Genomic DNA, 24,312 nt, shown 5'->3' with positions numbered 1-24,312 from the left:
GGTCTACCAACCGGCCGGACAGTGGAAGCCCTCTAGCGTCTCGCGCCAGAACGGATTGATCACGCTGCTCGCCGTGAGCTGGTAGCTCATCCGGCGCCCATCCAGGTCGAAGCCGAGCATGAAGCGCTCGCCCTGCGCCCCTGGCTGCAGCACGCCCTTGTCGATCATGCGAAACCAGGCCCACGGCCCCTCGGTGCGCAACTCGCTGCGCAACGGCGGCGTGGTCTCGACATGCACACCGCCGGCCCCCTTCCCTGACGGAACGCTGATCGGTACCGGGCGCGTCGGCGTGCCGGCCGTGTATACCACCTGCTGGCCGTCGATGTCGAGCACTACCTTGGACAGGGCGAGGTCGCCCGCCTGGGGCGCGAGTTCGAAGCGCAGTGAAGGCAGGCGCCCGCCGACGAAGAACATGTCGCGCACCCGCGCGGCGCGCTGGAACTGGTTAAGCACGTCCTGGGGGATGCCGACCGGGGCGCTGCCCGTGTCGCGCCAGCGCCATTGGCTGCCGGACATGTTCACTTGTGCCGCTAGATGCTTGACGAAGAAGTCGTCCATGACGCCGCCCGGACCGAAGAACTTGCCGAAGTCCTCCGCCGTGGCGTCTCGAGAAGCGCCGCGCACCAAGGGGTAGCGGCCAGCGATGGCGTCGCGGCAGAAACGCGCGCCCTCGGCGTCCCACAGCGCGCGGATGCGTGCGCGTTCGCTGCCCAGCGTCAGGCTGGAACCGGCGCTGTCGACGGTTTGCAGCATGGCGCCGAGCGGCGCGGGCGTGCCTTCCGCGGCACGCTTGATTTTCTGCAGCGTCTCACCGCCGGGCGCCGGCGTGCCGGCACGCCGCGCCTGGTCCGCCGCGTCGAAGAACTGCGACGCATCCTTCAACAGAGCCAGTTGGGCGTCCAGCGCACCAGGCGCCTCGGCAGTGCCGACCAGCCTATGAAGGGCGGCGAAATGCTGGTCCACCGGATGGATGGACTCCGGCGCTGGCGCCGGCGCATCCTCGGCGCCGAGCGCCGCCTCGAGCTTCTTGCGTGCCTCCGACAGCTTGTTGCGCACCGCGGAGTCGAGTACCACCGCCGAAGTGCCGGTGATGGTGCCCAGCTTCGTCTCGCGCGCGGCCACGGTCAGGAAGGCCTTCAGCGGGGAGTCGGCGCCGGCCAGGGCATTAGTGATGCGCGCGCCTTGGTCGAGACTCGAGAACGGGGCGATCCGCACATCGCCCAGCAGCGCATCCCAGGCCCGGATGTACTCGGCATGGTAGAGCCGCAAGACCGCGGCGTTCATCTGGTCGCCGGTCAGCGCGCTCACCGCGCCTTCGGCCTCGCGCCGGTCCAGCACCCAGCTGTCCTTGGCGATGTCGGCGAGAGCGCCGGGCGCCTGCTTGAGCAGTTCACGGTAGCCGGCCACACTGTACAGGCCCGGTACCCCGCGGGTCAGCGGCGCGCCGCTCTTGCGCGCCAGGAGCGCTGAGACGTCGCGGCCGGCCGCCCGGTTGACGCTGGTTTCGGGCAGGCGCGCCTGCGCCACCTTGCGCTTGAGCCGGTTGTAGACGCGCTCGGGCAGCGGCATCATCGCCAGCGTCGAACGCACCGAACCGATCAGGCCGGCGTCCAGCGCCGGCGGAACGGCCGCTGCCCCACCCGCATCGAGCAGCGCGCCCACGTGCGCGGCCAGCTCGTCGCGCTGGACCACGCTGGCCTGCGGCAGGCTGCGACGCCAATCCAGGTCGAGCCAGGCCTGCACGGATTCCGGCTCCAGGTACTTCGGCTGGCCCAGCATCAGATAAACGCGCAGGGTCTCGTACAGCTGCTCCTGATTGTTGGCGTCGCCACGCCGCAGCACTTCCTCCAGCCGGTCCATCACCTGCGGCAGCAGGGCTGAGCGCAACAGGCGCTGGTAGGCCAGCTGCGCGCCCGCCCCCAGCTTGTCCCCCTGATTCAGCCCGAAGCGCCGCAGCAGAGGTGTCCCGGCCTCGCGTTCCGCATATCCACCTGGCAAAGTGCGTGCGGTGTTTAACATCGGCAGCGCATCCAGCACCGAGCCGCCGGGAGCGGCCGACACCATCCTGGCCAGTGCGTCGGCGCGCGCGTCGGCTTGCGCCACCACACCGGCGTTGCGCACATAGCTGGTGGCCAGGGCAGCGAAGAACAGCAGCAACGCGAGTGCCGCCCCCCCTCCTCCTGCCCAGCGCAGCTGGCGACGGCGGCGTTCGACGAGCGGATCCATTCCGGCCAGCCCGGCCTCCTTGAATATCAGGTCGCGCAACAGGCCGGTGATGAAATAGCTACGGCCGCTCACCGCGTTGGGCGGGAGCACCTTGCGGTCCAGCCCGAAGGTGGCGGCCAGCGCGCCCATCACGCGGTCGATCGGATTGCCTTCCTGGGTGCCGCTGGTGAAATAAACGCCACGTAGCTGGGCTCCTTGTTCGTAACGGGTCGGCTCGAACACCGCGTCGAGGAAGCCTTTAAGGACCTCGCCCAGGCCCGCGAACTGCTGCGGGAAGCGGTACAGGAGCGCGCGCCGCTGCAGGTCGCGTTCCTCCTGCATGCGGCCCAGGACACGCGCCTGCAGACGCTGCTCAAGTTCGAGGAAACGCGTCGGGAAGGATGCCAGCGCGCTGGCGGCGTCTTGACCGGCGCCTAGGGGGAAGGTGACGCCCCATACCTGGGCCCGCTCCTCCCGTCCGAGGGTGTCGAAATACTCCATGAAGCCGGCCAACAGGTCGCACTTGGTGACGGTGACGTAGATCGGGAAGCTGCTGCCGAGGCGCTCGTGCAGTTCCTTGATGCGAGCCCGGATCGCCATCGCCTGCGCCTGGCGTGCCGCTGGCCCCTGCTGCAGCAGGTCAGCCACGCTGAGGGCGACGATGATGCCGTTGACCGGCCGCCGCGGCCGGTGCTTCTTGAGCAGGCCGAGGAAGCCGTGCCAGCCGGCCTGGTCAACTTCGAGGTCGCTGTCCTGGGTCGTGTAGCGCCCGGCGGTGTCGAGCAGCACGGCGTCGTCCGTGAACCACCAGTCGCACTGGCGGGTCCCGCCGACGCCGCCGATCGCGCCCGGTCCCATCGCCTCCGCCAGCGGAAAACGTAGGCCGGAATGCAGGAGTGTCATGGTCTTGCCGCTGCCCGGTGCCCCGACGAACATGTACCAGGGCAGCTGGTACAGGTACTGGCTGCCCCACAGCTGCCTGCCGGGGGACGCCTTGCGCAAGACGTCGAGCGCCTGCTTCATACGCTGCTGCAACGCGGCCTGCTCCTGCAACGCCGCCGGCGCGCTCGCCGCCGCGCTGGCCGGGGGCGGAGCGCTGGCGGCCGCGAGGCTGGCCATCAGGCTCCGGTTGGCAAGGTGCGCTTTCAGGAGCTTCCATCCGTACCAGCCGGCCCAGGCGGCGAACATGAGGCCAATGACGGTCCAGCGCACGCCGCTGCCCGCGAACGGCTCCTTGCCGTCGAAGGCCAGCAGGGGCGCCTCGAACCAGAACACCAGCGACAGCAGGACCACGCCGATGAAGGCCAGGACCGGTCGCTTGAACAGCCAGGAAAACAGACGTTTCATGATTCTCCGCCGCGGCAGCAAGGATGGAAATGGGTCATGTCGGGTGCCTGCGCATCAGGAAGCGCTGGCCGGCGCCAGGACCACCACGTCGACACGCCGGTTGCGCCCTCGCGCCGCCGGACTGTCGTTCGGCACCAGCGGCTCGGTGTCGCCGCGCGCCTCCACGCTGTAGCGTCCGGTCGGGCCGGCGCGCTGCGCCAGCGCCGCCATCACGCTTTGCGCACGCGCCTTGGACAGGTCGTAGTTGGACGGGAAGCGCGCCGACAGGCCCGGGCGGGTATTGTCGGTATGCCCGACCACAATCACCTTGCCCGGCAGGGTCGCGAGCGCATCGCCGATGCGTCCCAGCAGCGCCGTCATGGCGGGGTTCACCTCGGCGCTGCCGGAGCCGAACATGCCTTCGCCACGCAAGGTAATGGTGGTGCGTCCCGCGGTCTCGGACACCGTCACCAGCCCTTGCGCAACTTCGGGAGCCAGGAAGCCCGCCACGCGGGACGGCCCGGCCGGTACCGACGCAATTGCCGGCGCGGCAGCCTGGCGCAGGGCCGACAACTTGGCGAACACCGGGTCCGAGGCGCGGTTGAGGGACGAGGAAGCGAACAGTTGCACGCCCAGCAACAGCACCAGCACGACCGCCGCGGCGACCCACACCGGCGTCTGGCTCAGGGAGGACACGGCCGGCGCCGCGTCGGAGCGCCAGTGCGGCGACAGGTCGGTCTCGACCGGCCCGCGGTGCTGCCGGATCAACTGCAGCAGGCGCTCGCGCAAGGCGGACAGCTGGGCCTGGCCCTGCTCGACCAGGCGAAAGCGCCCTTCCAGCCCGAGTGCCAGGCACAGGTACATCAGTTCGAGCAGGTCCAGGTGGCGCGCCGGATCCTGGCTCAGGCGCTGCAGTACGAGGAAGAATTTTTCGCCGCCGGATGCTTCGTTGTGGAAGGCCACCAGCAGGCTGCGCCCTCCCCACACCCCACTGCCCCAGGCGGTTCCGGAAATCGCTTCGTCCAGCAGGGTGCACAGCGCGTAACGCGCGGCCCCGATCGCGTCGACCGGCACGCCGGCATCGCGTGCCTCGGTTTCGAAGCGGCGGATAGCCTGGGCCAGGCGCTCGCGCAAGGCATTCAGGTCGGGCGCCTGGGCCATGTAGCGTAGCGGAACGACCAGGTCGAGCAGTGGATTGGCGGCATGTACCAGCGGATTCAATCCGCTGCCAGGCGGCGTCGCATGCACCGTGGCAGCGGCATCCACGCAGGCCGGCGCGGGCGCCGTCGCGCTTGCCGGGCCTTGCGCCGCCGGCCTGCGTCCACCGGGGTTCAGCACCAGCATGGTGGCGTCGGGGTCCGGCGCCGGCCGGTTGGGATCCTGCGTATTCATGGCAGTTTACCTCCTGATGGCCCAGAACTGCATCTGCAAGCCGGGGAAATCACCGGCCACGTGCATCGCGAAACCGGCCGATTGGTGCAGATGCTGGAAATACTCGCTGCCACTGTCGAGCTCGAAATACGTGTAGCCGGCATAGAAGGGCAGCTGGCGCGGCGCCACGGGAAGGGGGCGGAGGCCGATGCCGGGGAGCTGCAGGTTGACCAGGTCGCGGATCTTTTCCACCGAGCCGATCTTGACCTGGGCTGGAAAGGCGCCCCGCAAGGATTCCGGCGGCATGTGGGCATTCACGGCCAGCACGAAGGTGGCCGAGCGCAGCAGCTCGCGGTCGGGCACGACCGCCACCCGGATGCCGAACTGGCGCTCGTCGAGCGGGATCGGGACGGCCTGGGTATCCATCACGGTCGACAGGGCGCGGCGCAGGTCGGCAATCACCGGTGCGAAAGTTTCGGCCAAGGCCTCGTGCCGGTACACCGGGTAGGCCGCGGCGCGCTTGCCGGGATCGGTGAAGGTGGCCAGTTCGCCGGCCAGCGAGGCCAGGGTCGCGTACAGGGTCTCGGGATGCACGCCGCTGGCGCCGGCCAGGTGGGTGGCCACGGGTTCCACCCGGTTGATCAGCTGCAGCAGCAGAAAATCGCCGATCTCGGCGGCGCCGGCAGCGCCCGGCTGCGACAGGCGCGCCGCCAGCAGGTCGCCGCGCGCATGCAGCAACCCGACCAGTTCATCCGCGAAGGAGCCCAGCCGGGGGGCGGCGCGGAAATCCAGGCACGCGGGGCTGTAGTCGGGATCGAGCACCAGCCGGTCGTCGGCGCGGCGTTCCACGACCCGCGCCACGCCGAGGGTGGCGTAGGCATTCGCAACCTCCGGCGCCAGCGCCAGGCGCAGCCTCAGCTTGCCGACCTGGAGCAGCGCGCTGTTGTCGAGGCCATTGCTGTCCCAGACTTCGTAATCGACGCTGCAGTGTCGCGCAAAGCTGTCGCCGCCCTCGCCGTTCGCGACTTCGGCGATGCCATGCCGGCGCAAGGGAAGCGCCAGCACCACGAGCGCGTTACGGGCGTCGGGTGGGATGTCGATCGGCAGCGGCAGCTCGTCGTCCGCGGGCAGCATGAACGGCGTCCCGTCGGGCAGCACGCCATTGCAGGAGCGAAGGGCTAGCTTGCCGAGCGCAAGCTGATGTTCGTCGATCTTCAGCTCGGAGAAACCCCAGCTGTAAGGTCGCAGCGCGGCGACCCGGCTTTCGAGCTGGCTTTGCCAATAGCGATCGTGTTGCTGCAGGTGTTGAGGTTGCAGCAGCATGCCTTCCGACCAGACCACTTTGTTCTTCCACGCCATAGGAACCCTTCATGTCGTCGTGCCGCGCGTCTAGCGCTTCGTCTGGCGCAGGCGCGCTACCTGCTCCTCGTACGCTTCCGAAAATTTTTCACCGTACAGGCGCTGCAGGTCGTCATCGGCCTCGCGCGCGATCTCGCCGTACAGTTCCACCAGCCGGTCCCACATCTTCGCCTTGCGGCTGGACGAAAGCATCTTGTCCATCACCGTCGGCACGGCGAGGCGCTCCTCGATCCGGGCCGGGTCGAAGCGATGCAGCACTGCAGCCAGGGCCGCCCGCATGCCGGCGATCACCGCCAGTTCATGCGCGCGCAGGTCGTCGAACGCGCCCGACATGGCCTGCACCGGGTCCATGTAGCCGGGCATGGCCCCGACCAGCATCTGGGTCAGTGCGCCGTCGGCATTCGGGAAGAACTTGAGCGGGTTGTTCGCGTTCACCGAGAGCATCGTCATGTCGATCCGGCTCTCCTTCTTGGTCAGCGCGCGCGCCATCAGCACGTCGATCGTGCCTGCGGTGGCAACGCGCAGCATGGCGCCCACCATCTCGGCGACCTCGGCGGGAGGACGGCGCAGCTGCAGGTCGGGCAGGCCGAGGCCGCGCAACAGCGCCGCCATCACCGCGTCGCCATCGGGATCGCCAGACGCGGGCGGCCGGGCGGGAAGCGGGTTCGCATCCGCAAGGACGGCGGCCGCACCGGTGCGGGCATCCTCGGCCGCCTCGCGCTGGACCGGTCTCGGCGCCTGCACGGGATCTGGCCGGCACGGTGAAGGCTCAGGCGATGCCACGGGCGCCAGCGCCGCCGGTGGAGCAAAGAAATCTGCCAGCGGGTCATAGTCGTGCGGGATCGCGAAGCCCGCCGACACGCCGGCCGGACGGGGCGGCACGGCGAGGCTGGAAACGGGCGCGGCGCGCTGTATGGCTGCCAGCTCCGGGGATACATGATCGCTGTCGGCCGCGCGCGCCGGCCGCGCGGAGGGCGAACCGAACAGGTTGAGGCCGAGCGGATCGCTTGCCGCGTCCTGCGGTCCGGCGACGACGTCGAGGATGCCGGCGCCGGCAAAGGTGTCGAGCACGGTCGGAGCGCTCGCGGCGGGCATCGCGACCGGCGCCACCTCGGGCTCGAGCGGCGGCAACGGTGCCGGCGCGACCGGGGGCGGCGGCTCGAACAGGGGCAGCGCCGGGTCGTTCACCGGCGCCTGCGCCAGTAGCGGCGTAGCGGGCGAGGCATTCACCACCGCCTGCAGCAGGTAGTCGCCGATCAGAACACGGTCGCCATGGCCGAGCGCTACCTGTCTGCCCTTGCCGAGCGGCTGGTCGTTGACGACGCTCGCATTGCTGCCGAGATCCTCGAGCACGAAGCTGCCATTCCGTACCGTCACGCGCGCATGGATGCGCGAGATGTACTTGCTCGGATCGTCCAGCACCAGGGCATTGTCGCCGGAACGGCCGATGCTGCCGCCTTCGGCGCCGAAGCACACCGGCGGCGCCGGTGGCACCGGCTGGTTGCGGTAGGTCAGGATTCGAAAAGTCAGCTGCATTGTGTCCTGTCTGCTCCCTTGCACGCGGCTTGCCGCGTCCCTCAATTGATCTTCACCAGTGCGCCGCCGATCGTCATGACCGCGCCGGCCTTCAAGGTGGCGTTGGCATCGGCGGCTAGCTCGATTTCCGTCGACTTCATGGTGATCTTGGCCGCTTCGATCTTGATGCTGCTGCCTCCCACTTTCAGCTCGATGGAGGTGCCGGCCTCGATGACGATGGTGGTGGCCACCTTGACGTCCTGCTTGCCGTCGATCTTCACGGTCTGGTCATGCCCAACCTTGAGGGCCTGGTCGTTCTTGATGTCGATGGTCTGGTCGCCCTTTTCGGCGGTCTCGAAGCCGACCTTGAGGGCGTCGTTGTTCTTCACCACGCGCAGGAAGTCGCGTTCCGCGTGCATGTATACTTCTTCGCCACCCTTCTTGTCCTCGAAGCGGAGCTCGTTGAAGCCGCTGCCCTGCTTGGTGGAACGGCTCTTCACTGCGGACCGGGTCTGGTTGGCCGGCAGTTCGTAAGGCGGCATGGCGTCCGAGTTGTACAGGCAGCCGGTCACCAACGGGCAGTCCGGATCGCCCTCGAGGAAGCTGACGACCACTTCCATGCCGATGCGCGGCACCGTCATCGCCCCCCATCCCTTGCCGGCCCAGCCTTGCGCGACCCGTACCCAGCACGAACTGTTCTCGTCGCTCTGTCCGTATCGGTCCCAATGGAACTGCACCTTGATACGTCCGTACTTGTCGGTCCAGATCTCCTCGCCCGCCTTGCCGACTACCATGGCCGTCTGCGGTCCCTGTACCACGGGCCGCGCAATGGCGGACGAGGGCCGGTAGGGATGTTCCCTGCCGATGGCGCCGAGATGGCACTGAAAGTCGAAGCCGCCGCCGCCGCTGGCGTAGTCGTTGCCCCTTAGTTCGTAGCGCGCGGAGGTCACCAGGTAATCGCGGTTCTGGTCGTCGTGCGGGTGATCGACGAGCGTGAACAGGCCACCTGGATACAGGCCACGGGCGTTGGTGGACGCCAGTATCTGCTCGCACTGCCCGTGCAGGCGCTCGATGCGCGCACGCGCGAGCGCATTGCCATCGGCCGGCACGCTGTATTTGCCCGGGTAGTCGAACATCTCGTAGGCCGGCTGCTCGAAGCCGGCCGGGACGTTTGCCGAAGTCAGGAGCGCGCCGCTGACGCTGTTCGACGCCTTCTCGAAATCGAAATCGTTCAAGACCATCTTGCTGCTGGCCACTTCACCGCCGGTGGTCCAGGAAGATACGCTTTCCTCGCTCCATTCCCCCGTGCGCGCCGCGCGTGCGAACTTCAGTGATCCGTAACCCGGAATGGGCTGGTGCGCCGCGTAGGAGTCGGCCAAGACCATGGTGTGGCGCTCGGCCTCATGGGTGAAATAGAAATAGATGCCCGCTTCCTCGAGCAGGCGGCACACGAAATCGTGGTCGGTCTCGCGGTATTGCACGCAATAGGGCAAGGACGGATATTCGCCGGACAGCGAGGAAACCGACAGCGACGCCGCCCCTCCGTAGGCTTGGCACACCTGCTTGACGATAGCAACAACGTTCATGTCCTGGAAAATGCGGCAGTTGGATGCCCGCTTGAGCAGCCACAGCCAGGGATGGACGACCGCCTCGTAGCTGGCGTAGTCGCCGCTCCAGCCAGTGCTGCGGAAGCGGGTGACGATGCCGTTGAAGTAGCGGGTGTTGCCGTCCGCGCTGGTCGTCAGCTCAACCGTCATCGGCTTCCCCAGCACATCGGCGATCTTGACCCCGCCCCTGGTCGACAGCAGCCTTACCCGGAATTCCGGCAAACGGCCAAGTTCTTCCTCGCCGTCCATGCCGGCAAACAGCAAAATATCGTCCGCCAGAGCAGTCCTGACGATCGCTTCGCGGTTGACTTGGAGTGCATCCATGAGAGGTTCCGGTTGTTTGCTGAAATCAAGGGATCATGGTTTTCGCCGTGCCAGGCGTGCTGAAGCTAATCACACCACCCCAGTTGCACAAGCAATTCGAGACGTTGTCGAGCGCCGGCATACTGGCGATCAGCACGGTCGTGGCGCCGGCCACCCACGGTGCGCTGGTCGCCGGAACGCAGGGCATCGGCGTCAGCGTGCCCTGGGCCGCGGCGGTCGCGGCGGCCACGCTCGGGTTGGCCAGCGAGCGGCACACGCCAAACGGCATGATGTTCACCATAGGAACATGGTCCATGATGTTGGCGGCGGGCGGACCCTCGCACAGCACCTTGTTCTTCGGCAGCACGACCAGCGACGACGGCGCCGCACCGAAGCTGCAGGTCATCATTGCGCCCATGGAAACCTGGTTTGGCATGATCGCATTCCTCCCGATGCGCCGCGTCTAGCCGCGGATCCGGCCGCTATCGAAAACGCCGTGCCGGCACAGATGCGCCGACATCCAGGCGTCGACGCTCGCCATGGCCGCGCGGTCGGAATCGATCAGCAATGCTGGCGCCAGGGCGTCGACGATTGGCGCGCCGCCGATCGCGCCGTGGCTACCCAGGAACTTTGCTTTTTCCAGCTTGCAGGCCCCTTCCGCCCTGAGGCCGCAGTTCCCGAAATCGATGCTCTTTCCTTCGGGACTGTTGAGCGTCGTCGAGCGCATCACGATCTTCATCTTGTTGTCCTGTTCGACCAACTTCCTGGCAGCTTCGATAACTTTCTGGCACTTCCCGGGCAGCGGCGGCTTGGCAAGCAGGCTGTCGATCATCGCTTCCATCGAATTCGGCAGCCCCACGCATGTCGCCACCGCGTCGCGCGCCATCCGTGTGCCCTCGGTGTAGTAGGTCGACAGCGAAGGATCGCGCAAGGCGTGATAGCAGTAGCGCACGTTGGCGGGAATCGCCTGGGCGCTCCTGAAATTGACGGTACGGTCGACCGCGTCGAACAGGAACATGGCTTCGACCTCGACATTGCGTTTTTTGAGCGTCTGCGCGACGAAAATGGCCGCGGCGCCGCCCCGGCTATGCCCAGCCAGGAAGAGCTTCTCTTGCCCCTGCGACGAGTCTTTCCATGTCATGACAGCTTCGGTGACATACTCGGCAATGTCGGTCGTATGCCATCCCGACAAGGTAGGACCGCGCCAGTAGCGCCCCCGCGCCTTGTGCATGAGACGCTTGCAAAATCCCCCTGACATTTCTTTCGCGTATGCCGCATGATCGGCAACGCCGGTACCATCGATGATGAAAATCATGACCTCTCCTCTCAGCTGAAGCGGTACCGGAACTCGCTGTCCTCGACACCGACGTCGACACGTTCGACCGCGTTACCCTGCATCATCCGCGTCAGGAACTCACGGCTGATATCGGGCAGCATCGTGTTGGTCAGGATCGCATCGATCATCCGTCCGCCCGATTCGCTCTCGGTGCACCGCGATACCACCAGCTTGACCACCTCCTCCGCATACTCGAACGGAATCTTGTAGCGTTCCTCGACCCGTTTCTTGATGCGGTTCATCTGCAGGCGGACGATCTTGCCCAGCATCTCGTCCGACAGCGGATAGTAGGGAATCGTGACGAGCCGCCCCAGCAGGGCCGGCGGGAACACCTTCAGCAAGGGCTCGCGCAGGGCCTTGGCCATGCCCTCCGGATCGGGCATCAGGTCCGGATCCTTGCACAAGCCCGCGATCAGCTCGGTGCCGGCATTGGTGGTCAGGATGATGAGGGTGTTCTTGAAGTCGATGAAGCGTCCCTCCCCGTCTTCCATGAAGCCCTTGTCGAAGACCTGGAAGAAGATCTCGTGGACGTCCGGGTGCGCCTTCTCGACCTCGTCGAGCAAGACCACCGAGTACGGCTTGCGCCGCACCGCCTCGGTCAGCACGCCGCCCTCGCCATAGCCGACATAACCCGGCGGTGCGCCCTTCAGCGTCGAGACGGTATGCGCTTCCTGGTACTCGCTCATGTTGATGGTGATGAGGTTCTGCTCGCCACCGTACAGCGCTTCGGCCAACGCCAACGCGGTTTCGGTCTTGCCGACACCGGAAGTACCAGCAAGCATGAAGACGCCGACCGGCTTGCCTGGATTGTCGAGCCCGGCGCGCGAGGTCTGGATGCGCTTGGCGATCATCTCCATCGCATGGTCCTGGCCGACCACCCGCTCGGCCAGTGTCGAAGCGATGTTCAGGATGGTTTCCATCTCATTCTTCGCCATGCGCCCGACCGGGATACCGGTCCAGTCCCCGACCACGCTGGCCACGGCCTGGTAGTCGACGATCGGCAGGATCAGCGGATGTTCGCCCTGCAGCGCGGCAAGCGCGCCCTGGATTTCCCCGAGCCGGTCCAGCAGCGCGGTGCGTTCCTCCGCCGGCGCCTCCGTTTCCAGCCGGCTGCCAGTGCCCTCGACCGGATGGGCGCCGCCGCGCAGGCGGGCGCGTAGCGACAGCAGTTCATCGACCAGTTCGCGTTCTCGCGTCCAGCGCTGCTCGAGCGCGGCCAGGCGGTCGCGCTCGATCCCCAGAAGGTCTCCGGCGTCGCTCGCGCGCTTGCCGGCATCGATCCCGATCGCGTTCTCGCGCCCGATGATGGCAAGCTCGGTTTCCAGGGCCTCGATGCGCTTGCGCGAGTCGTCGACTTGCGCCGGGGTGGCATGCAGGCTCACGGCGACCCGTGCGCAGGCGGTATCGATCAGGCTCACCGCCTTGTCGGGCAGTTGGCGCGCCGGGATGTAGCGGTGGCTCAGCCTGACCGCGGCCTCGAGCGCCTCGTCGAGGATCTGCACCTGGTGGTGCTTTTCCATCGTCGAGGCAACGCCCCGCATCATCAGGATCGCCCGCTTCTCATCCGGCTCGTCCACCTGGATGCTCTGGAAACGGCGCGTGAGCGCCGGGTCTTTCTCAATGTGTTTCTTGTACTCGGCGAACGTGGTCGCGCCGATGGTGCGCAGGGTGCCGCGTGCCAGCGCCGGCTTGAGCAGGTTGGCGGCGTCCCCGGTCCCGGCCGCGCCGCCAGCGCCGACCAGCGTATGGGTTTCGTCGATGAACAGAATGATCGGCCGGCTGCTGGCCTGGACCTCATCGATGACCGAGCGCAGGCGCTGCTCGAACTCGCCCTTCATGCTGGCGCCGGCCTGCAGCAGGCCGACGTCGAGCGTGCGAAGTTCGACATCCTTCAACGAGGGCGGCACGTCACCGCGCGCGATGCGCTGGGCAAAGCCCTCGACGACGGCGGTCTTGCCGACGCCAGCCTCGCCGATCATGATCGGGTTGTTCTGGCGCCTGCGCATCAGGATATCGACCATCTGGCGGATTTCGTCGTCCCGGCCAACGATCGGATCCATCTTTCCGCTGCGTGCCTGTTCGGTCAGGTCGACCGTGAACTTCTTCAAGGCCTCCTGCTTCCCCATGGCGGCGGGCGCGATCGCGCCGCTGGCTTCCCCGGGCGCCGCCGCGCCGCCGGTGAAGCCGTCGGTTGCGGTCATGAGAGCTTCCGGCGAGGCTGCCAGCAAGCTGGCGAAATTGTCACCCAGGTGTTCGGCCTTGACTTTCTCGAACTGCCTGGAGATCGCGTATAGGGCGTTGCGCAGTCCGGGCGTCTTGAGCATGCCGATCACCAGGTGGCCGGAGCGGACCTGGGACTCGCCGAACATCAGGGTGGCGTATACCCAGGCGCGCTCGACCGATTCCTCGAGCTGGGACGACAGGTCCGTCACCGAAGTCGCCCCGCGCGGCAGCCGGTCGAGCGCCGCCGTCAGGTCGCGCGCCAGTGTGGACGCGTCGATGTCGTACTGTTTGACGATGCGGACCAGGTCCGAATCGGCCAGTTGCAGGATCTGCTGCAGCCAATGCACCACCTCGACATAGGGATTGCCGCGCAACTTGCAGAACACGGTGCTGCTTTCGATCGCGCGATAGCACAAGCTGTTCAACTTTCCAAACAGTGCGACACGACTGATGTCCGCCATGGTCCGTCCTCTTATGGTTGTGATTCGATACTGGTACGGTTGATGCACATCTGGTCCGGGTCGCGCCGCAGCGCGCCGCTCGCCAGCCAGGTGCTCCAGCCAAGCCGGGTGCAGCCACCGAGGCGCAGCGGCGGCACCTCGGCTTGTTTGAGGATGAGGCCCACCTCCCATTCGAGCGCAAGACCGCAATAGGTCCGGACCCAGGCCAGCATGCGCTTCAGACTGTCGCCGCCGGGCATGAAACGGCGGTAATCCTCGTGGCCGACAGGACCTACCACGATACGGAACTTGTTCTGGCAATCCCAGACCTTCCGGCCCAGCACCAGCGAGCTGCCCAGCCGGTTGCCGTTGCCGGCCGCGCCAATGCGGCTCAGGGTCTCCTCGGGCAGCACCATCCAGTGGCCGACGAATTGCTCGATACGCACCGGCAACCGGAAGTAGGCACGGAGGATGCTGGCCAGTCCCGATGCCGGACGGGTTCGGTTGGCAAGCAGTCCGGCAAAGTGCAGCTTGGCGAAGTCGCCGATCGCGTCGCGCTCGCGCAGTGCGGGTGCGCCGATGCCGAACATGCTGCCCACGAACCCCGAGAAGCGGTCACCATCATCGCGGTCGAGGCTGATTACCGGCTCCGCATTGGCCCGGGCCCGGTAGAACAGCGACAGCATGCGATGGTGGAAGACATCGAGGAAGGCCATCAGGGTCGAATCGCCGCCGTGCCGGAGGCGGTCGCGCACGTATTCGGTGATGTGGGTCGGCAGCGGACCGTTGGCCCCCAGCAGGCCGAAGAAGTTCACCGCCAGGCGCGCCCTTCCGGCAGGGCCGGTACGCATGTAGCCGGCCAGCGCGCCCTCGTGGAAGGACAGCGACGGCGCCTGGCCCAGGCGCACCGCATCGTCGCGCGCGCGCAGCGAACTGCCGATGCGCGGCAGTTCCGGATGGGCGTTCTCGATCAGGCGCAGCACCTGGAAGAAATCCATCCTGGCGGCCTGGCGTTCCAGGTCGGCATCGAGCGCTACAGGATCGCGCATGCGCCTCCCTTGGCCGGCCAGCGCATGATGGCGCCACGCGCCATCGTGCGGACGACAGTTTCGGCAAACGAATTGATCGACACGTACTCGGCGAAAAACTCGGCCAGCACCGCGCCCAGCAGGAAGGCGCTGGTGCCTTCGAAGGCCGCGTCGTCGAAGCTCAGGCTGACCTCGATCCCGCGACCGAAGGTGATCGGTCCCGGCGAAGGCATGCGGCGCGTGACCGGCCGTGCCGACACCGAACGCAGTCCCTCCACCTGGCGCTGGCCATGGGCGTCGCCGGGATGACAATACAGCGCCAGCATCTCGCGCAGGGCGACAGCGCCGCCTTCCGGGTCGGTGTCCACCAGCGACAGGTAGTTCAGCGACAGGTGATTCAGCAGGCGCCATGCGGTGCCGCCTTCGGCGAACGAAGGCAAGGGCTGGCTGGGGCCGGCAACGCAGCGTACGCTTGCCACCGGCGCCGCGACGTCGAGGACGAAGTCGGTCTTGCCTGCACCGATCGGCATCGACAGCGGGAGGTCGCGGTTGGTGCACCAGACCGACAGGCCAAGCTGGCGCAACTCGCGTCCATAGGGCGCGCGCGCGCCGTCGACGATCGACACGAAGGTCTCGCTGCCCACATAGCTCGAGCGTGGACCATCGCGCCGCTGGCGCTGCGACAGCACCCGCTGTTCGCGCCGGACCTGGTAGAAGGCGCCATCCTGGCCGGGGACGCCCAGGTCGCGCGCTTCATAGAACGGCCGGAAGGCCTGCTCCGTTCCCGGTCCGCTGCCGTAGCCGGTCACCGACGAGATCCGGTGCACCTCGTAGTCCATCGGACGGGTGCGGTCGACCAGGACATGGTATTCGAGCTGTTCGCCGGTAAGGTTGATGCGGTCCGCGCGCCGTTCGAACAGGTTCACCACCGGCGTGCAATGCAGGGCAAAATGGCTGGCGTCGAGCGTCTTTTCGAGCTGCGGGTCGCTCCGGTTCAGGAGGATCGTGATCTCGACCTCGCGCTCGGCACACTGGCACAGCGCTGCCTGCAGTCCGGTCAGGTCGACGAACTGGTAGCGCTGCGGAAAGGCGAAGTATTCCTGCAACAGGCGGTAGCCGGCGAAATTGCGCCCGCCTCCGGGCAGCAGGGCATCGTCGGCGGTGAAGCCGCGCGGATGAAGCGCCGTCCTCGGCAAGAGGCGATGCCATCCCGCGGGCCGCGTCGCCGGCGTGACCAGCACGCCTTCGACGGCGCCCAGAAGCATCTCGTAGAGACGCACCGGCAGCGCGTCGGCGCCGCGCAGGTGCAGGCACAGGCGGTCGAGTGCCAGGTCCCGGAATGCGGCCGCATGGGTGCGCAGGCGCAGCCGGATGCCGGCCTTGGCGCCAGCCGGATAGTGCATGCCGGCCTGGGCGCCGCCGAGCGTCACGAAGCGCGCCTCGACCAGTTCCACCGGCCACAGGGTCAGGTCATGGGCGCTGCGGTATTCGCAGGCGGTGTTGTCTTCCTTGCCCAGCACACTGCGCATCGTGCTGCCGCGCCGCACCAGGAATCCCTTCTGCAGCGCCGGATTGGACAGGTCCGGCTGCAGCTGCACGACCGCCATCGACGGCGTCGGCGCCAGGAACTCCGGATAGACCAGCTCCGACAGGTGCTGGGTGAAACGCGGGAATTCGGCGTCGATCTTCATCTGCACGCGGGCAGCCAGGAAGCTGAAGCCTTCGAGCAGCCGCTCGACGTAGGGATCGGCGCACTCGAAGCCGTCGAGTCCCAGGCGTCCGGCGATCTTGGGATAGTCCTGCGCGAACTCGCCTCCCATTTCGCGCAGGTGCTGCAGTTCCTGGCTGTAGTACCGCAGGAAGCGCGGATTCATGGCACGCTCCTGGCGCCGGCCTCGGCCAGCGTCACCGCGCCCCGTTCGAGGTCGAGTTCGGTGCGCAGGTAGAGGCGCTCGGGATAGGGCTGGGCCCACATGTCGGCCTCGATTTCGAACATCAGCTTGTTGTGGTCGCCGCTGGTGGCGGACAAGGCGCGCACGCTGACGGTGCTGCGGATCAGCCGGGGCTCGAAATCCCAGATGGCCTGGCGAATGGCGCGTTCGAGCCGCGTCGGGTTGAGATTGGCGATCGAGTTGCCGGACAAATCGGGCACCCCGTAGTTGAGGACCGAATTGGCCAGATGCGGCAGCCGGGGGGCGTCCAGCGAAGACAGCAGGCCCGTGGTATTGAACAACCAGGCCAGGTCGCGCAGCACACCCTCGCGCAGGATACGCAGCGACAGGACGCGCCGTTCGCGCGACTCGGCCTTCTGGTCCGGCTCTTCGTCGGTCAGGCGGTCGAGGAGCGATGGCTGCAGCCGGTCGCGCGGTGCGAGTTCAGCCATGGTTCACCAGATCGACATCCTGCGTCCCGCGCGCCGCGGCGGCGTCGGCGGCCGGCTCGAACACGATCTGGCGCGCGTTCATCAGGGGATGTTCGCCGGCGTCGCTGACCAGCATGCGCTGGCCGCGCACCTCGTCCCCGACCCATTCGGTGCGTCGCGCCAGCAGCAGACTGTCGTCGCTGCCGGCCACGGTGCCGGCGTAGCGGGTGGGCACCAGTCCGACGCCGGAAGCGCCATTCACCCAGGTGAAGGCGGCCGCCGTCCAGACGGTGTCGCGCAGGTCGGCAGGCGCTTCCAGTTCGAGCCGGCTGATGCGGAACAGCGGGATCCAGAAGTAGCGGCCGTTGACGATCGCTTCGAGTACCGGTCCGAGACGGCTGTCGGCATCGGCGAGCCAGGCAAAGGCGCTGCCGTCGATGCTGCCCGATGAAGCCGGTGCGGCCTCGAAAGCCTGGTCGCGGGCGGCGGCGGCGCGCATGGGATCGGAAGCATCGTGCCTGAGCGCCTCGATCAACTGTGCCAGCCAGGGAGTGGGTTCACCGAAGATCAGCGGCGCGCGCCGGCCCGCGAAGATATGGGCACGCAAGGCCTCGCACTGGATCGCGCTGCGGTAGGTCTGCACCATCGGCAGTGCGGCGGCGTCGAGCTCGCCGACCACGTTCAACTGCGTCAGCGCCCTGCTCCACTGTCCCATCACGGACAGCAGCTGGAACAGGAAGATGCGCAGCTTGACGTCGGCGACATCCTTGCGCACCGCATCCTGCAGCGCCGCAAGCGCAGCTCCGAGCTTCCCCTCACGAACGAGTTCTTCCGCAAGCATTGTTCTGCTCCCCACCGCAGAGCGGCATCTTGTTGGCATAGTCCATCCGGGCCCCGGTGCCCGCCGGCGCTGCTCGAAGCGGCGCCGGCGGGCGGTTCCGGGTCACGGCTCAGGCGACGTTGCCGTCGTTCTCCGCGATGTTCCAGGTGAAGGTCTTGTCGCCAGCCACCGTGCCCTTGCTGTCCTGCGGCGTGTAGGCGAAGCTGACCTTGGCGAAGTTGAGGGTCACGTTCTCGGTCAGGCGGTCCTCGCCACCGCTGCCACCGGTCGAGATCGAGGTCACCAGCACCTCTTCCATCTTGATCGCGATGTACTTCTGCTGCCCCTCGCCCGCCTTGCGCACCAGCAGGGTCGCGACTTCCAGGTGCGTGCCCTTGGCCAGCGCGTTCATGAGTGCGTTCGACGAGCTGTCGATGTACTTGGTGAACGACAGGTCCTGGAAATTGGCCTTGCCCGCACCACCTCCGCCGCCGGTGTGGGTGGTGCCGGACTGGCTCATTCCCCAGCTCCACGCAAGGATGTCGATCTTGTCCTTGTTTTCCTTGTCGCGCGATTCGCCCTTGATGGGCCCCATGTCGATGAACATATCCAATGCCATGTCACTCTCCGGTTATTGCCGGGCACTCCAGGCCCGGCGTGATTGACCATCCCCTGCGCGGGCGGCCCACCCGCCCGCGCGGTCCATACACAAGCACCAGCACCAACACCAGCAAACTTCGTTATGCCTTCGCGGACGGCAACTTGGACACCAGCCGCAGGGACACCGTCAGCCCCTCGAGCTGGTAATGCGGCCGCAGGAAGAACTTCGAGGTGTAGTAGCCCGGGTTCCCCGCGACTTCCTCGAGGACGACCTCGGCAGCGGCCAGGGGCTTCCTCGCCTTGGTGGATTCGCTGGAACTGGCAGGATCGCCGTCCACGTACTGCATGATCCACTTGGTCAGCCAGCGCTGCATCTCGTCCTTCTCCTTGAATGAGCCGAGCTTGTCGCGGACGATGCATTTCAGGTAGTGCGCGAACCGGGTCGTGGCGAACAGGTAAGGCAGGCGTGCCGCCAGGTTGGCGTTGGCCGTGGCGTCCGGGTCGTCGTACTCGGCCGGCTTGTGCATCGACTGCGCGCCGATGAAGGCCGCGAAATCGGTGTTTTTCTTGTGCACGAGTGGCATGAAGCCGTTCGCCGCGAGCTCGGTCTCGCGCCGGTCCGAGATCGCGATCTCGGTCGGACACTGCATGTCGACGCCGCCGTCGTCGGTCGGGAAGGTATGCACCGGCAGGCCTTCCACCGCGCCGCCCGATTCGATCCCGCGGATGCGCGAGCACCAGCCATACTCCTTGAACGAGCGATTGATGTTGACCGCCATCGCATACGCCGCGTTGGCCCAGGTGTAGTTCTTGCTGCCGGGTGCCGAGGTGTCTTCCTCGAAATCGAACTCCTCGACCGGGTCGGTCCTGCTGCCGTAAGGCTGGCGTGCCAGGAAACGCGGCATCGCCAGCGCGACATAGCGCGAATCCTCGGATTCGCGGAACGAACGCCAGGCGGCGTGTTCCGGGGTCTGGAAGATCTTGGTCAGGTCGCGCGGATTGGCCAGTTCCTGCCAGGACTCCATCAGCATCACCGAGGGCGATGCGGCGGCGATGAAGGGCGCATGGGCGGCGGCCGCCACTTTCGACATCGAACCCAGCATCTCGACATCCGGCGCGCTATTGTCGAAGTAGTAGTCCGCCACCAGCGCGCCATAAGGCTGGCCGCCGAACTGACCGTACTCCTCCTCGTACATCTTCTTGAAGATCGGGCTCTGGTCCCACGCGGTGCCCTTGAACTTCTTGAGCGTCTTGCCCAGCTCGTTCTTCGAAATGTTCAGCACCCGGATCTTCAGCATCTCGTCGGTCTCGGTATTGTTGACGAGGTAGTGCAGGCCGCGCCACGCACCTTCGAGCGCCTGAAATTCGGGCGTATGAAGGATCAGGTTGACTTGTTCGCTCAGCTTCCGGTCGAGGGCGGCGATCAGTCCCTCGATCGTCGCCAGCACGTCGCCCGACACCAGGGTGCTGCCCTGGAGGGCCTGCTCGGCGAGCGTGCGTACGGCGTTCTCGACCGACTCCTTGGCCTTGTCGGACTGCGGCTTGAATTCCTTCTGGAGCAGGCTGCCGAAGTCGCTCAGTTCAAGCGTGGCGCCATCCTGCTCGATGCGTTCCTGTAGTTCAGCCATTTCTTTCTCCCCGCTGTCAGTTCGTTGCTGGTGGCTTCGGCGCCGAGGTCAGCGCCTGCATCAGCGCCGGTTCCTCGAGCAGTTTGCCGATCAGTTCTTCGGCGCCGGTCTTGCCGTCCATGTAGGTCATCAGGTTGGACAGCTGGGTGCGCGCTTCGAGCAGCTTGTTGAGCGATCCCACCTTGCGCGCGACCGCGGCCGGCGTGAAGTCATCCATGCTCTCGAAGGTCATCTCGACGGCGAGGTTGCCTTCCCCGGTGAGCGTGTTCGGCACCTGCACGGCCACCCGCGGCTTCATGGCTTTCAGGCGCTCGTCGAAATTATCGACATCGATTTCCAGGAACTTGCGCTCCGCGACCGGCGCGAGCGGGTCCGCCGGTTGTCCTGACAGGTCCGCCATGACCCCCATGACGAAGGGCAGCTGGACTTTCTTTTCGGCGCCGTACACCTCGACGTCGTACTCGATCTGCACACGCGGCGCGCGGTTGCGTGCGATGAACTTCTGACTGCTCTCTTTGCCCACGATTGACACCCCCATGAATGAACGACACGTTTGGTTTCGGACTGATTGCCGACTGGCCTGCTGCTCAATATTCGCTGTCTTGCTTTGAACTGTCAGGGCCGCGGATCACGGCCATCTGGGCAACGCCGTCTGGCGCCAGGTCTTGCAGGATCTCGAGGAAATTCATCGGCACGAGGCGCCGGGCGCGCTCGAGCAGGATGGGAATGGGGCTGGATGGTTCGTTCTGGCGGTAGTACTGGACCAGGCGTTCGAGCGTGCGCAGCACGTCGTCGCGGCTGGCGATGTCGGCGCCGTTCGCACGCGCCGGGCGCGCGGAAGCACCCGGCGTATCGGGTGTGCCGGCCGGTGCCGCGGCGGGCGCCGCCTTCAGCTGGCGTGCGAGGAAGTCATGGGCCTTGCGCAGTGGGCGGGTCAAGGGGTCGAGATTCAAGGCCTGCGAACTCCCGACCTGGCGCACGAGGATGACTTCGATGTTGACCGCGGCGGCAAGCGCACGGCCAAGCGAATCGATCGCGGCCGCGAGCACGCTCGGATCGAGGTCGGCGATCGCGCTTTCGATCGATGCCAGCGCGAGCTTGTCATGGTCGGCCGGCGCGGGCTGTTCGCCGTTGGCGATCTCGATCAGCTTGATCGTCAACGGACCGAGCCCCGGCAACACCACGAGGGTGGCTTCTTTGAGCTCGCGCACCAGCGTGCCGGCATCGGACAGGATCGCGATCGAATTGATGCGCAGCGTGGGATCGTTATCGTCCTCGGCATCGAGCATGGGATGAACGGACTCCCAGCGCTGGTCAAGCAGGCGCTCGATCAGCACCAGGGCGTCGGCCATGCCGCCGATGCCGCTCAGCGCCAGGTTGGCGCGCAACAGATGCACGGCAAGGCGCAAGTCGCGACTACGCTCCAGCAGCTCGCCGGCCAGGCGACGCACGATTTTCCAGTCCGGAGGAACGGCAGGCGACACGGTGTCGCCATACTGTACTTCGGGTTTGCCGACGGCTTCCCGCTCCAGGGTCATGAATGCCGGGTCGTACTCCAGGTCCAACCCGCAAGGTGCAGTCGGATCGATTTCCAACAGCAAGGCTTCGACGTCGATGGTGCTCATCCGTACTCCAAAACATGCAGCGTTAGCGATACATGACTGAAACGGCCTGCTTGGCACGCGCCGGGACCAACATGGCGCCTGCTTCCTCGAACGGGTTGTCGATCCACTTTGAGAGTTAATCTATGGATCTTGCGTGCGACAAATAATATACTAACTGTCAATCAAAAATATAGAAATATTATCGGTCTGTCAGAAAAAATTTTGTCGTTTGAGCCACGTCGCGTTGCGTCCCGGTTCGCCATGTCCGGTTGCGCGGACGCACGCCGATACGCAGGCGTCATTGCATCGCCGCCGATGTGGAAGGACAGATCGGGGACCGCGCGGTGGCGTTCGGCGCTGGACGGTATTATCGTTTGCGGCCAGGCCGTACCTTGACCGAATAGTGCAGACTGGGCGTCAGACGGGGGTACGCGAGATCGTCACGGACGCACTCGCTATGCAAGAAGACATCGCTGGATTGGGCAGGCATTTCTCATCCCCGTCGAGTGCATGGTGGCGAGTGCGCTCATCAGGTTCGCGTCATCGCCACTCGTATCGAATAGCGTTCATTATCCTGAATATTGATCTCGTAAGTACAAGAGATATTCAAGAATTTGCAAATTTACAACGATTGCTGGATGCTTGGAAATACCAACGGTTACCAGCGGAGCCTGGCAGCGGATCCCGCCTCCGCCCCGTTCACCAGTTGAAGTCATGCAAAAAATATATGGCATGGTGTTGTTAGCTAGATCATAATATGTCCATCAGCCAGCTACCTCTCCCATGAGCACATCTCCTGAAGACGACCGTACTGTGCTTTCCTCCGGAATCCTGCAGGCGCAGTCCGACCAGCAGGTGCACGAGCGCAGTCATGCACTGCCCGTCGCGACCCGCCTGGGCGAGTTCGAGATTACCGGCATCCTGGGAGAAGGCGGTTTCGGCATTGTCTACCTCGCGTATGACAACTCGCTCGAACGCAAGGTCGCGCTCAAGGAATACATGCCTTCGTTCGCCTCGCGCTCTACGCAGGCACATGTCAGCGTCAGGTCTGCCGACAACGCCGAGAGCTTCGAAGCCGGTTTGCGAAGCTTCATCAATGAAGCACGCATGCTTGCACAGTTCGATCATCCCTCGCTGGTCAAGGTTTACCGGTTCTGGGAGGCGAACAACACGGCGTACATGGTCATGCCCTACTATCGGGGCGCTACGCTGAAGCAGACGCTCAGGGAACTCCCGGCGGCGCCGGACGAGGCTTGGCTCAAAGGGCTCCTGGCTCCCCTGCTCGACGCGCTCGACGTGATTCACCAGCATCACTGCTTCCACCGAGACATCGCCCCGGACAATATCTTGATGCTCGATGAAGGACGCCCGCTGCTGCTCGACTTTGGCGCGGCGCGGCGCGCGATCAGCGGAATGAACCAGGCGTTCACGGTCATCCTCAAGCAGAATTACGCGCCGATCGAGCAGTATGCGGAAATGCCGGGGATGACCCAGGGAGCGTGGACGGACCTGTATGCGCTGGCTTCGGTCGTTCATTTCGCGATCGCCGGTCAAGCTCCACCGCCAGCGGTCACCCGGATGATTGCCGATCCTTATGTACCGCTGGCCGAACGTTTTCATGATCGTTACAGCCACGAATTCCTGGCGGCGATCGACCGCGCCCTGTCCTTCAAACCCGATGACCGGCCGCAAAGCGTGGCAGCCATGCGGACCATGCTCGGCCTGGATCCGGTCGCGCCGCGCGAAGCGCCGCCCCCCGCGCCCGCAATGGCCAACGCAGACTCGCCGGTCGCGCCGCGGTCTCTCCCCGATGGACCGGGCAAGCTGCAGCGGCGCGGACGCGGCGTGATCCTCGCCAGCATCGGCGCGCTGGCCCTCGGCAGCGCCGGCTGGTGGGCTTTTTCGGGCACGGGGTCTTCCGCAACGGCGGTGGCGCCAGCTACGGAACGGATTCCTCCGCCGAATGTCGCCGCCGCGCCGCGCACGGGAGCATCCTTGCCGCCGGCACCGGGCTTGACGCCGGTCGCCGCCCTCGATGCAGTGCTGGCCGGCGCCGATCCGACGCGCGAGGTCAGCGTGCAGGTGGCAAGCCGGCGCCTCAGGATCGATCGCGACAAGATCCAGTTCTCGATCCAGTCCGCGCACGCCGGCCATGTCTATGTTTACATGGTGGGCACCCAGGGCAACGATTTCCATCTGCTGTTTCCCAATGCGATCGACGCGAACAATCGCATCGGCGCGGGCGAGACCCTGCAGCTGCCGCGCCCCGCCTGGCCGGTCACGGCGGTCGGGCCGCAGGGCACTGACCATTTTGTCGTGATGGTCTCCGACATGCCGCGCGATTTCGGCGTGGCGGGATTGCGCAAGGATGGCGATTTCGGCGCCTTCCCGATCGAGCGCGCCACTGAACTGCAGCGCACGCATACGGGAGCTTCTCCGCTGTACGCCGGCGTTCCGGTTTGTCCGGGAACCCCGTGTGCGGCCGCCTACGGCGCTGCGGCGTTCTCGGTCGAGGAAGTCGCAGAGTGAAGGATTGAAGGCCGGGACCGCCGACACCCGGCATAGGTCCGGCTGCCGGCTGCCGA

Annotated in this window: 17 protein-coding genes; 1 reads left to right on the top strand and 16 read right to left on the bottom strand. The window is 66.1% G+C overall.

All coding sequences use genetic code 11. From position 1 onward, the window contains the following. Positions 1–3: 3 nt before the first annotated feature. From tssM to tssA, 16 genes are all read right to left on the bottom strand, one after another. Complete coding sequence (tssM, locus tag ACSQ25_RS10905) at positions 4–3,552, bottom strand: type VI secretion system membrane subunit TssM (protein ID WP_436105711.1); 3,549 nt, start codon at positions 3,550–3,552, stop codon at positions 4–6. Between the two features lie 54 nt (positions 3,553–3,606). Continuing rightward, complete coding sequence (icmH, locus tag ACSQ25_RS10900; RefSeq protein ID WP_436105710.1) at positions 3,607–4,923, bottom strand: type IVB secretion system protein IcmH/DotU; 1,317 nt, start codon at positions 4,921–4,923, stop codon at positions 3,607–3,609. A 6-nt stretch (positions 4,924–4,929) separates the two neighbouring features. Beyond that, positions 4,930–6,261 carry a type VI secretion system baseplate subunit TssK gene (gene tssK / locus ACSQ25_RS10895; protein WP_436105709.1) on the bottom strand — a complete coding sequence of 444 codons (1,332 nt, stop codon included), beginning with the start codon at positions 6,259–6,261 and terminating at the stop codon, positions 4,930–4,932. A 30-nt stretch (positions 6,262–6,291) separates the two neighbouring features. Then, a complete protein-coding gene (gene tagH / locus ACSQ25_RS10890) occupies positions 6,292–7,797 on the bottom strand; it encodes a type VI secretion system-associated FHA domain protein TagH (protein WP_436105708.1) in 1,506 nt (501 codons plus the stop codon). A gap of 41 nt (positions 7,798–7,838) precedes the next feature. After that, on the bottom strand, positions 7,839–9,707 hold the full coding sequence (locus ACSQ25_RS10885; protein ID WP_436105707.1) for a type VI secretion system Vgr family protein: 1,869 nt from the start codon (positions 9,705–9,707) through the stop codon (positions 7,839–7,841). A 25-nt stretch (positions 9,708–9,732) separates the two neighbouring features. Next, on the bottom strand, positions 9,733–10,122 hold the full coding sequence (locus tag ACSQ25_RS10880) for a DUF4280 domain-containing protein (RefSeq protein ID WP_436105706.1): 390 nt from the start codon (positions 10,120–10,122) through the stop codon (positions 9,733–9,735). A 27-nt stretch (positions 10,123–10,149) separates the two neighbouring features. Beyond that, complete coding sequence (locus ACSQ25_RS10875) at positions 10,150–11,001, bottom strand: hypothetical protein (RefSeq protein WP_436105705.1); 852 nt, start codon at positions 10,999–11,001, stop codon at positions 10,150–10,152. A gap of 11 nt (positions 11,002–11,012) precedes the next feature. Beyond that, positions 11,013–13,706 carry a type VI secretion system ATPase TssH gene (gene tssH, locus ACSQ25_RS10870; protein WP_436105704.1) on the bottom strand — a complete coding sequence of 898 codons (2,694 nt, stop codon included), beginning with the start codon at positions 13,704–13,706 and terminating at the stop codon, positions 11,013–11,015. A gap of 11 nt (positions 13,707–13,717) precedes the next feature. Then, entirely contained in the window at positions 13,718–14,734 is a 1,017-nt protein-coding gene (gene tssG / locus ACSQ25_RS10865) for a type VI secretion system baseplate subunit TssG (protein WP_436105703.1), read from the bottom strand. Continuing rightward, the gene (gene tssF / locus ACSQ25_RS10860; protein ID WP_436105702.1) at positions 14,719–16,587 is read right to left on the bottom strand and encodes a type VI secretion system baseplate subunit TssF; all 1,869 of its coding nucleotides are present in this window, start codon (positions 16,585–16,587) and stop codon (positions 14,719–14,721) included. Before tssF ends, tssG begins: the two co-directional genes overlap by 16 nt. After that, positions 16,584–17,096, bottom strand: coding sequence for a type VI secretion system baseplate subunit TssE (gene tssE, locus ACSQ25_RS10855; protein ID WP_436105701.1), 513 nt, complete (start codon positions 17,094–17,096; stop codon positions 16,584–16,586). Before tssE ends, tssF begins: the two co-directional genes overlap by 4 nt. Beyond that, positions 17,089–17,916, bottom strand: a complete 828-nt coding sequence (locus ACSQ25_RS10850; protein WP_436105700.1) for a type VI secretion system accessory protein TagJ — start codon at positions 17,914–17,916, stop codon at positions 17,089–17,091. Before ACSQ25_RS10850 ends, tssE begins: the two co-directional genes overlap by 8 nt. Positions 17,917–18,025: 109 nt before the next feature. Further along, positions 18,026–18,514 (bottom strand): Hcp family type VI secretion system effector, encoded by a 489-nt coding sequence (locus ACSQ25_RS10845; protein ID WP_436105699.1) that lies wholly within the window; start codon positions 18,512–18,514, stop codon positions 18,026–18,028. Between the two features lie 121 nt (positions 18,515–18,635). After that, positions 18,636–20,123 (bottom strand): type VI secretion system contractile sheath large subunit, encoded by a 1,488-nt coding sequence (tssC, locus tag ACSQ25_RS10840; protein WP_436105698.1) that lies wholly within the window; start codon positions 20,121–20,123, stop codon positions 18,636–18,638. Positions 20,124–20,139: 16 nt separating this feature from the next. Next, complete coding sequence (gene tssB / locus ACSQ25_RS10835; RefSeq protein WP_436105697.1) at positions 20,140–20,646, bottom strand: type VI secretion system contractile sheath small subunit; 507 nt, start codon at positions 20,644–20,646, stop codon at positions 20,140–20,142. 64 nt (positions 20,647–20,710) lie between these two features. Beyond that, a complete protein-coding gene (gene tssA, locus ACSQ25_RS10830) occupies positions 20,711–21,748 on the bottom strand; it encodes a type VI secretion system protein TssA (protein WP_436105696.1) in 1,038 nt (345 codons plus the stop codon). A gap of 762 nt (positions 21,749–22,510) precedes the next feature. On the opposite strand from tssA, the gene ACSQ25_RS10825 reads away from it, so the two are divergent. Next, positions 22,511–24,256, top strand: a complete 1,746-nt coding sequence (locus ACSQ25_RS10825; protein WP_436105695.1) for a protein kinase domain-containing protein — start codon at positions 22,511–22,513, stop codon at positions 24,254–24,256. The last annotated feature ends 56 nt before the right edge of the window (positions 24,257–24,312 follow it).

It is taken from the genome of Massilia sp. LjRoot122 (assembly GCF_964252725.1).
In the GTDB taxonomy this organism is placed as follows: domain Bacteria; phylum Pseudomonadota; class Gammaproteobacteria; order Burkholderiales; family Burkholderiaceae_D; genus Telluria.
Note: the sequence above shows the minus strand (reverse complement) of the source record. Positions and strands in the feature narration are given on the sequence as shown.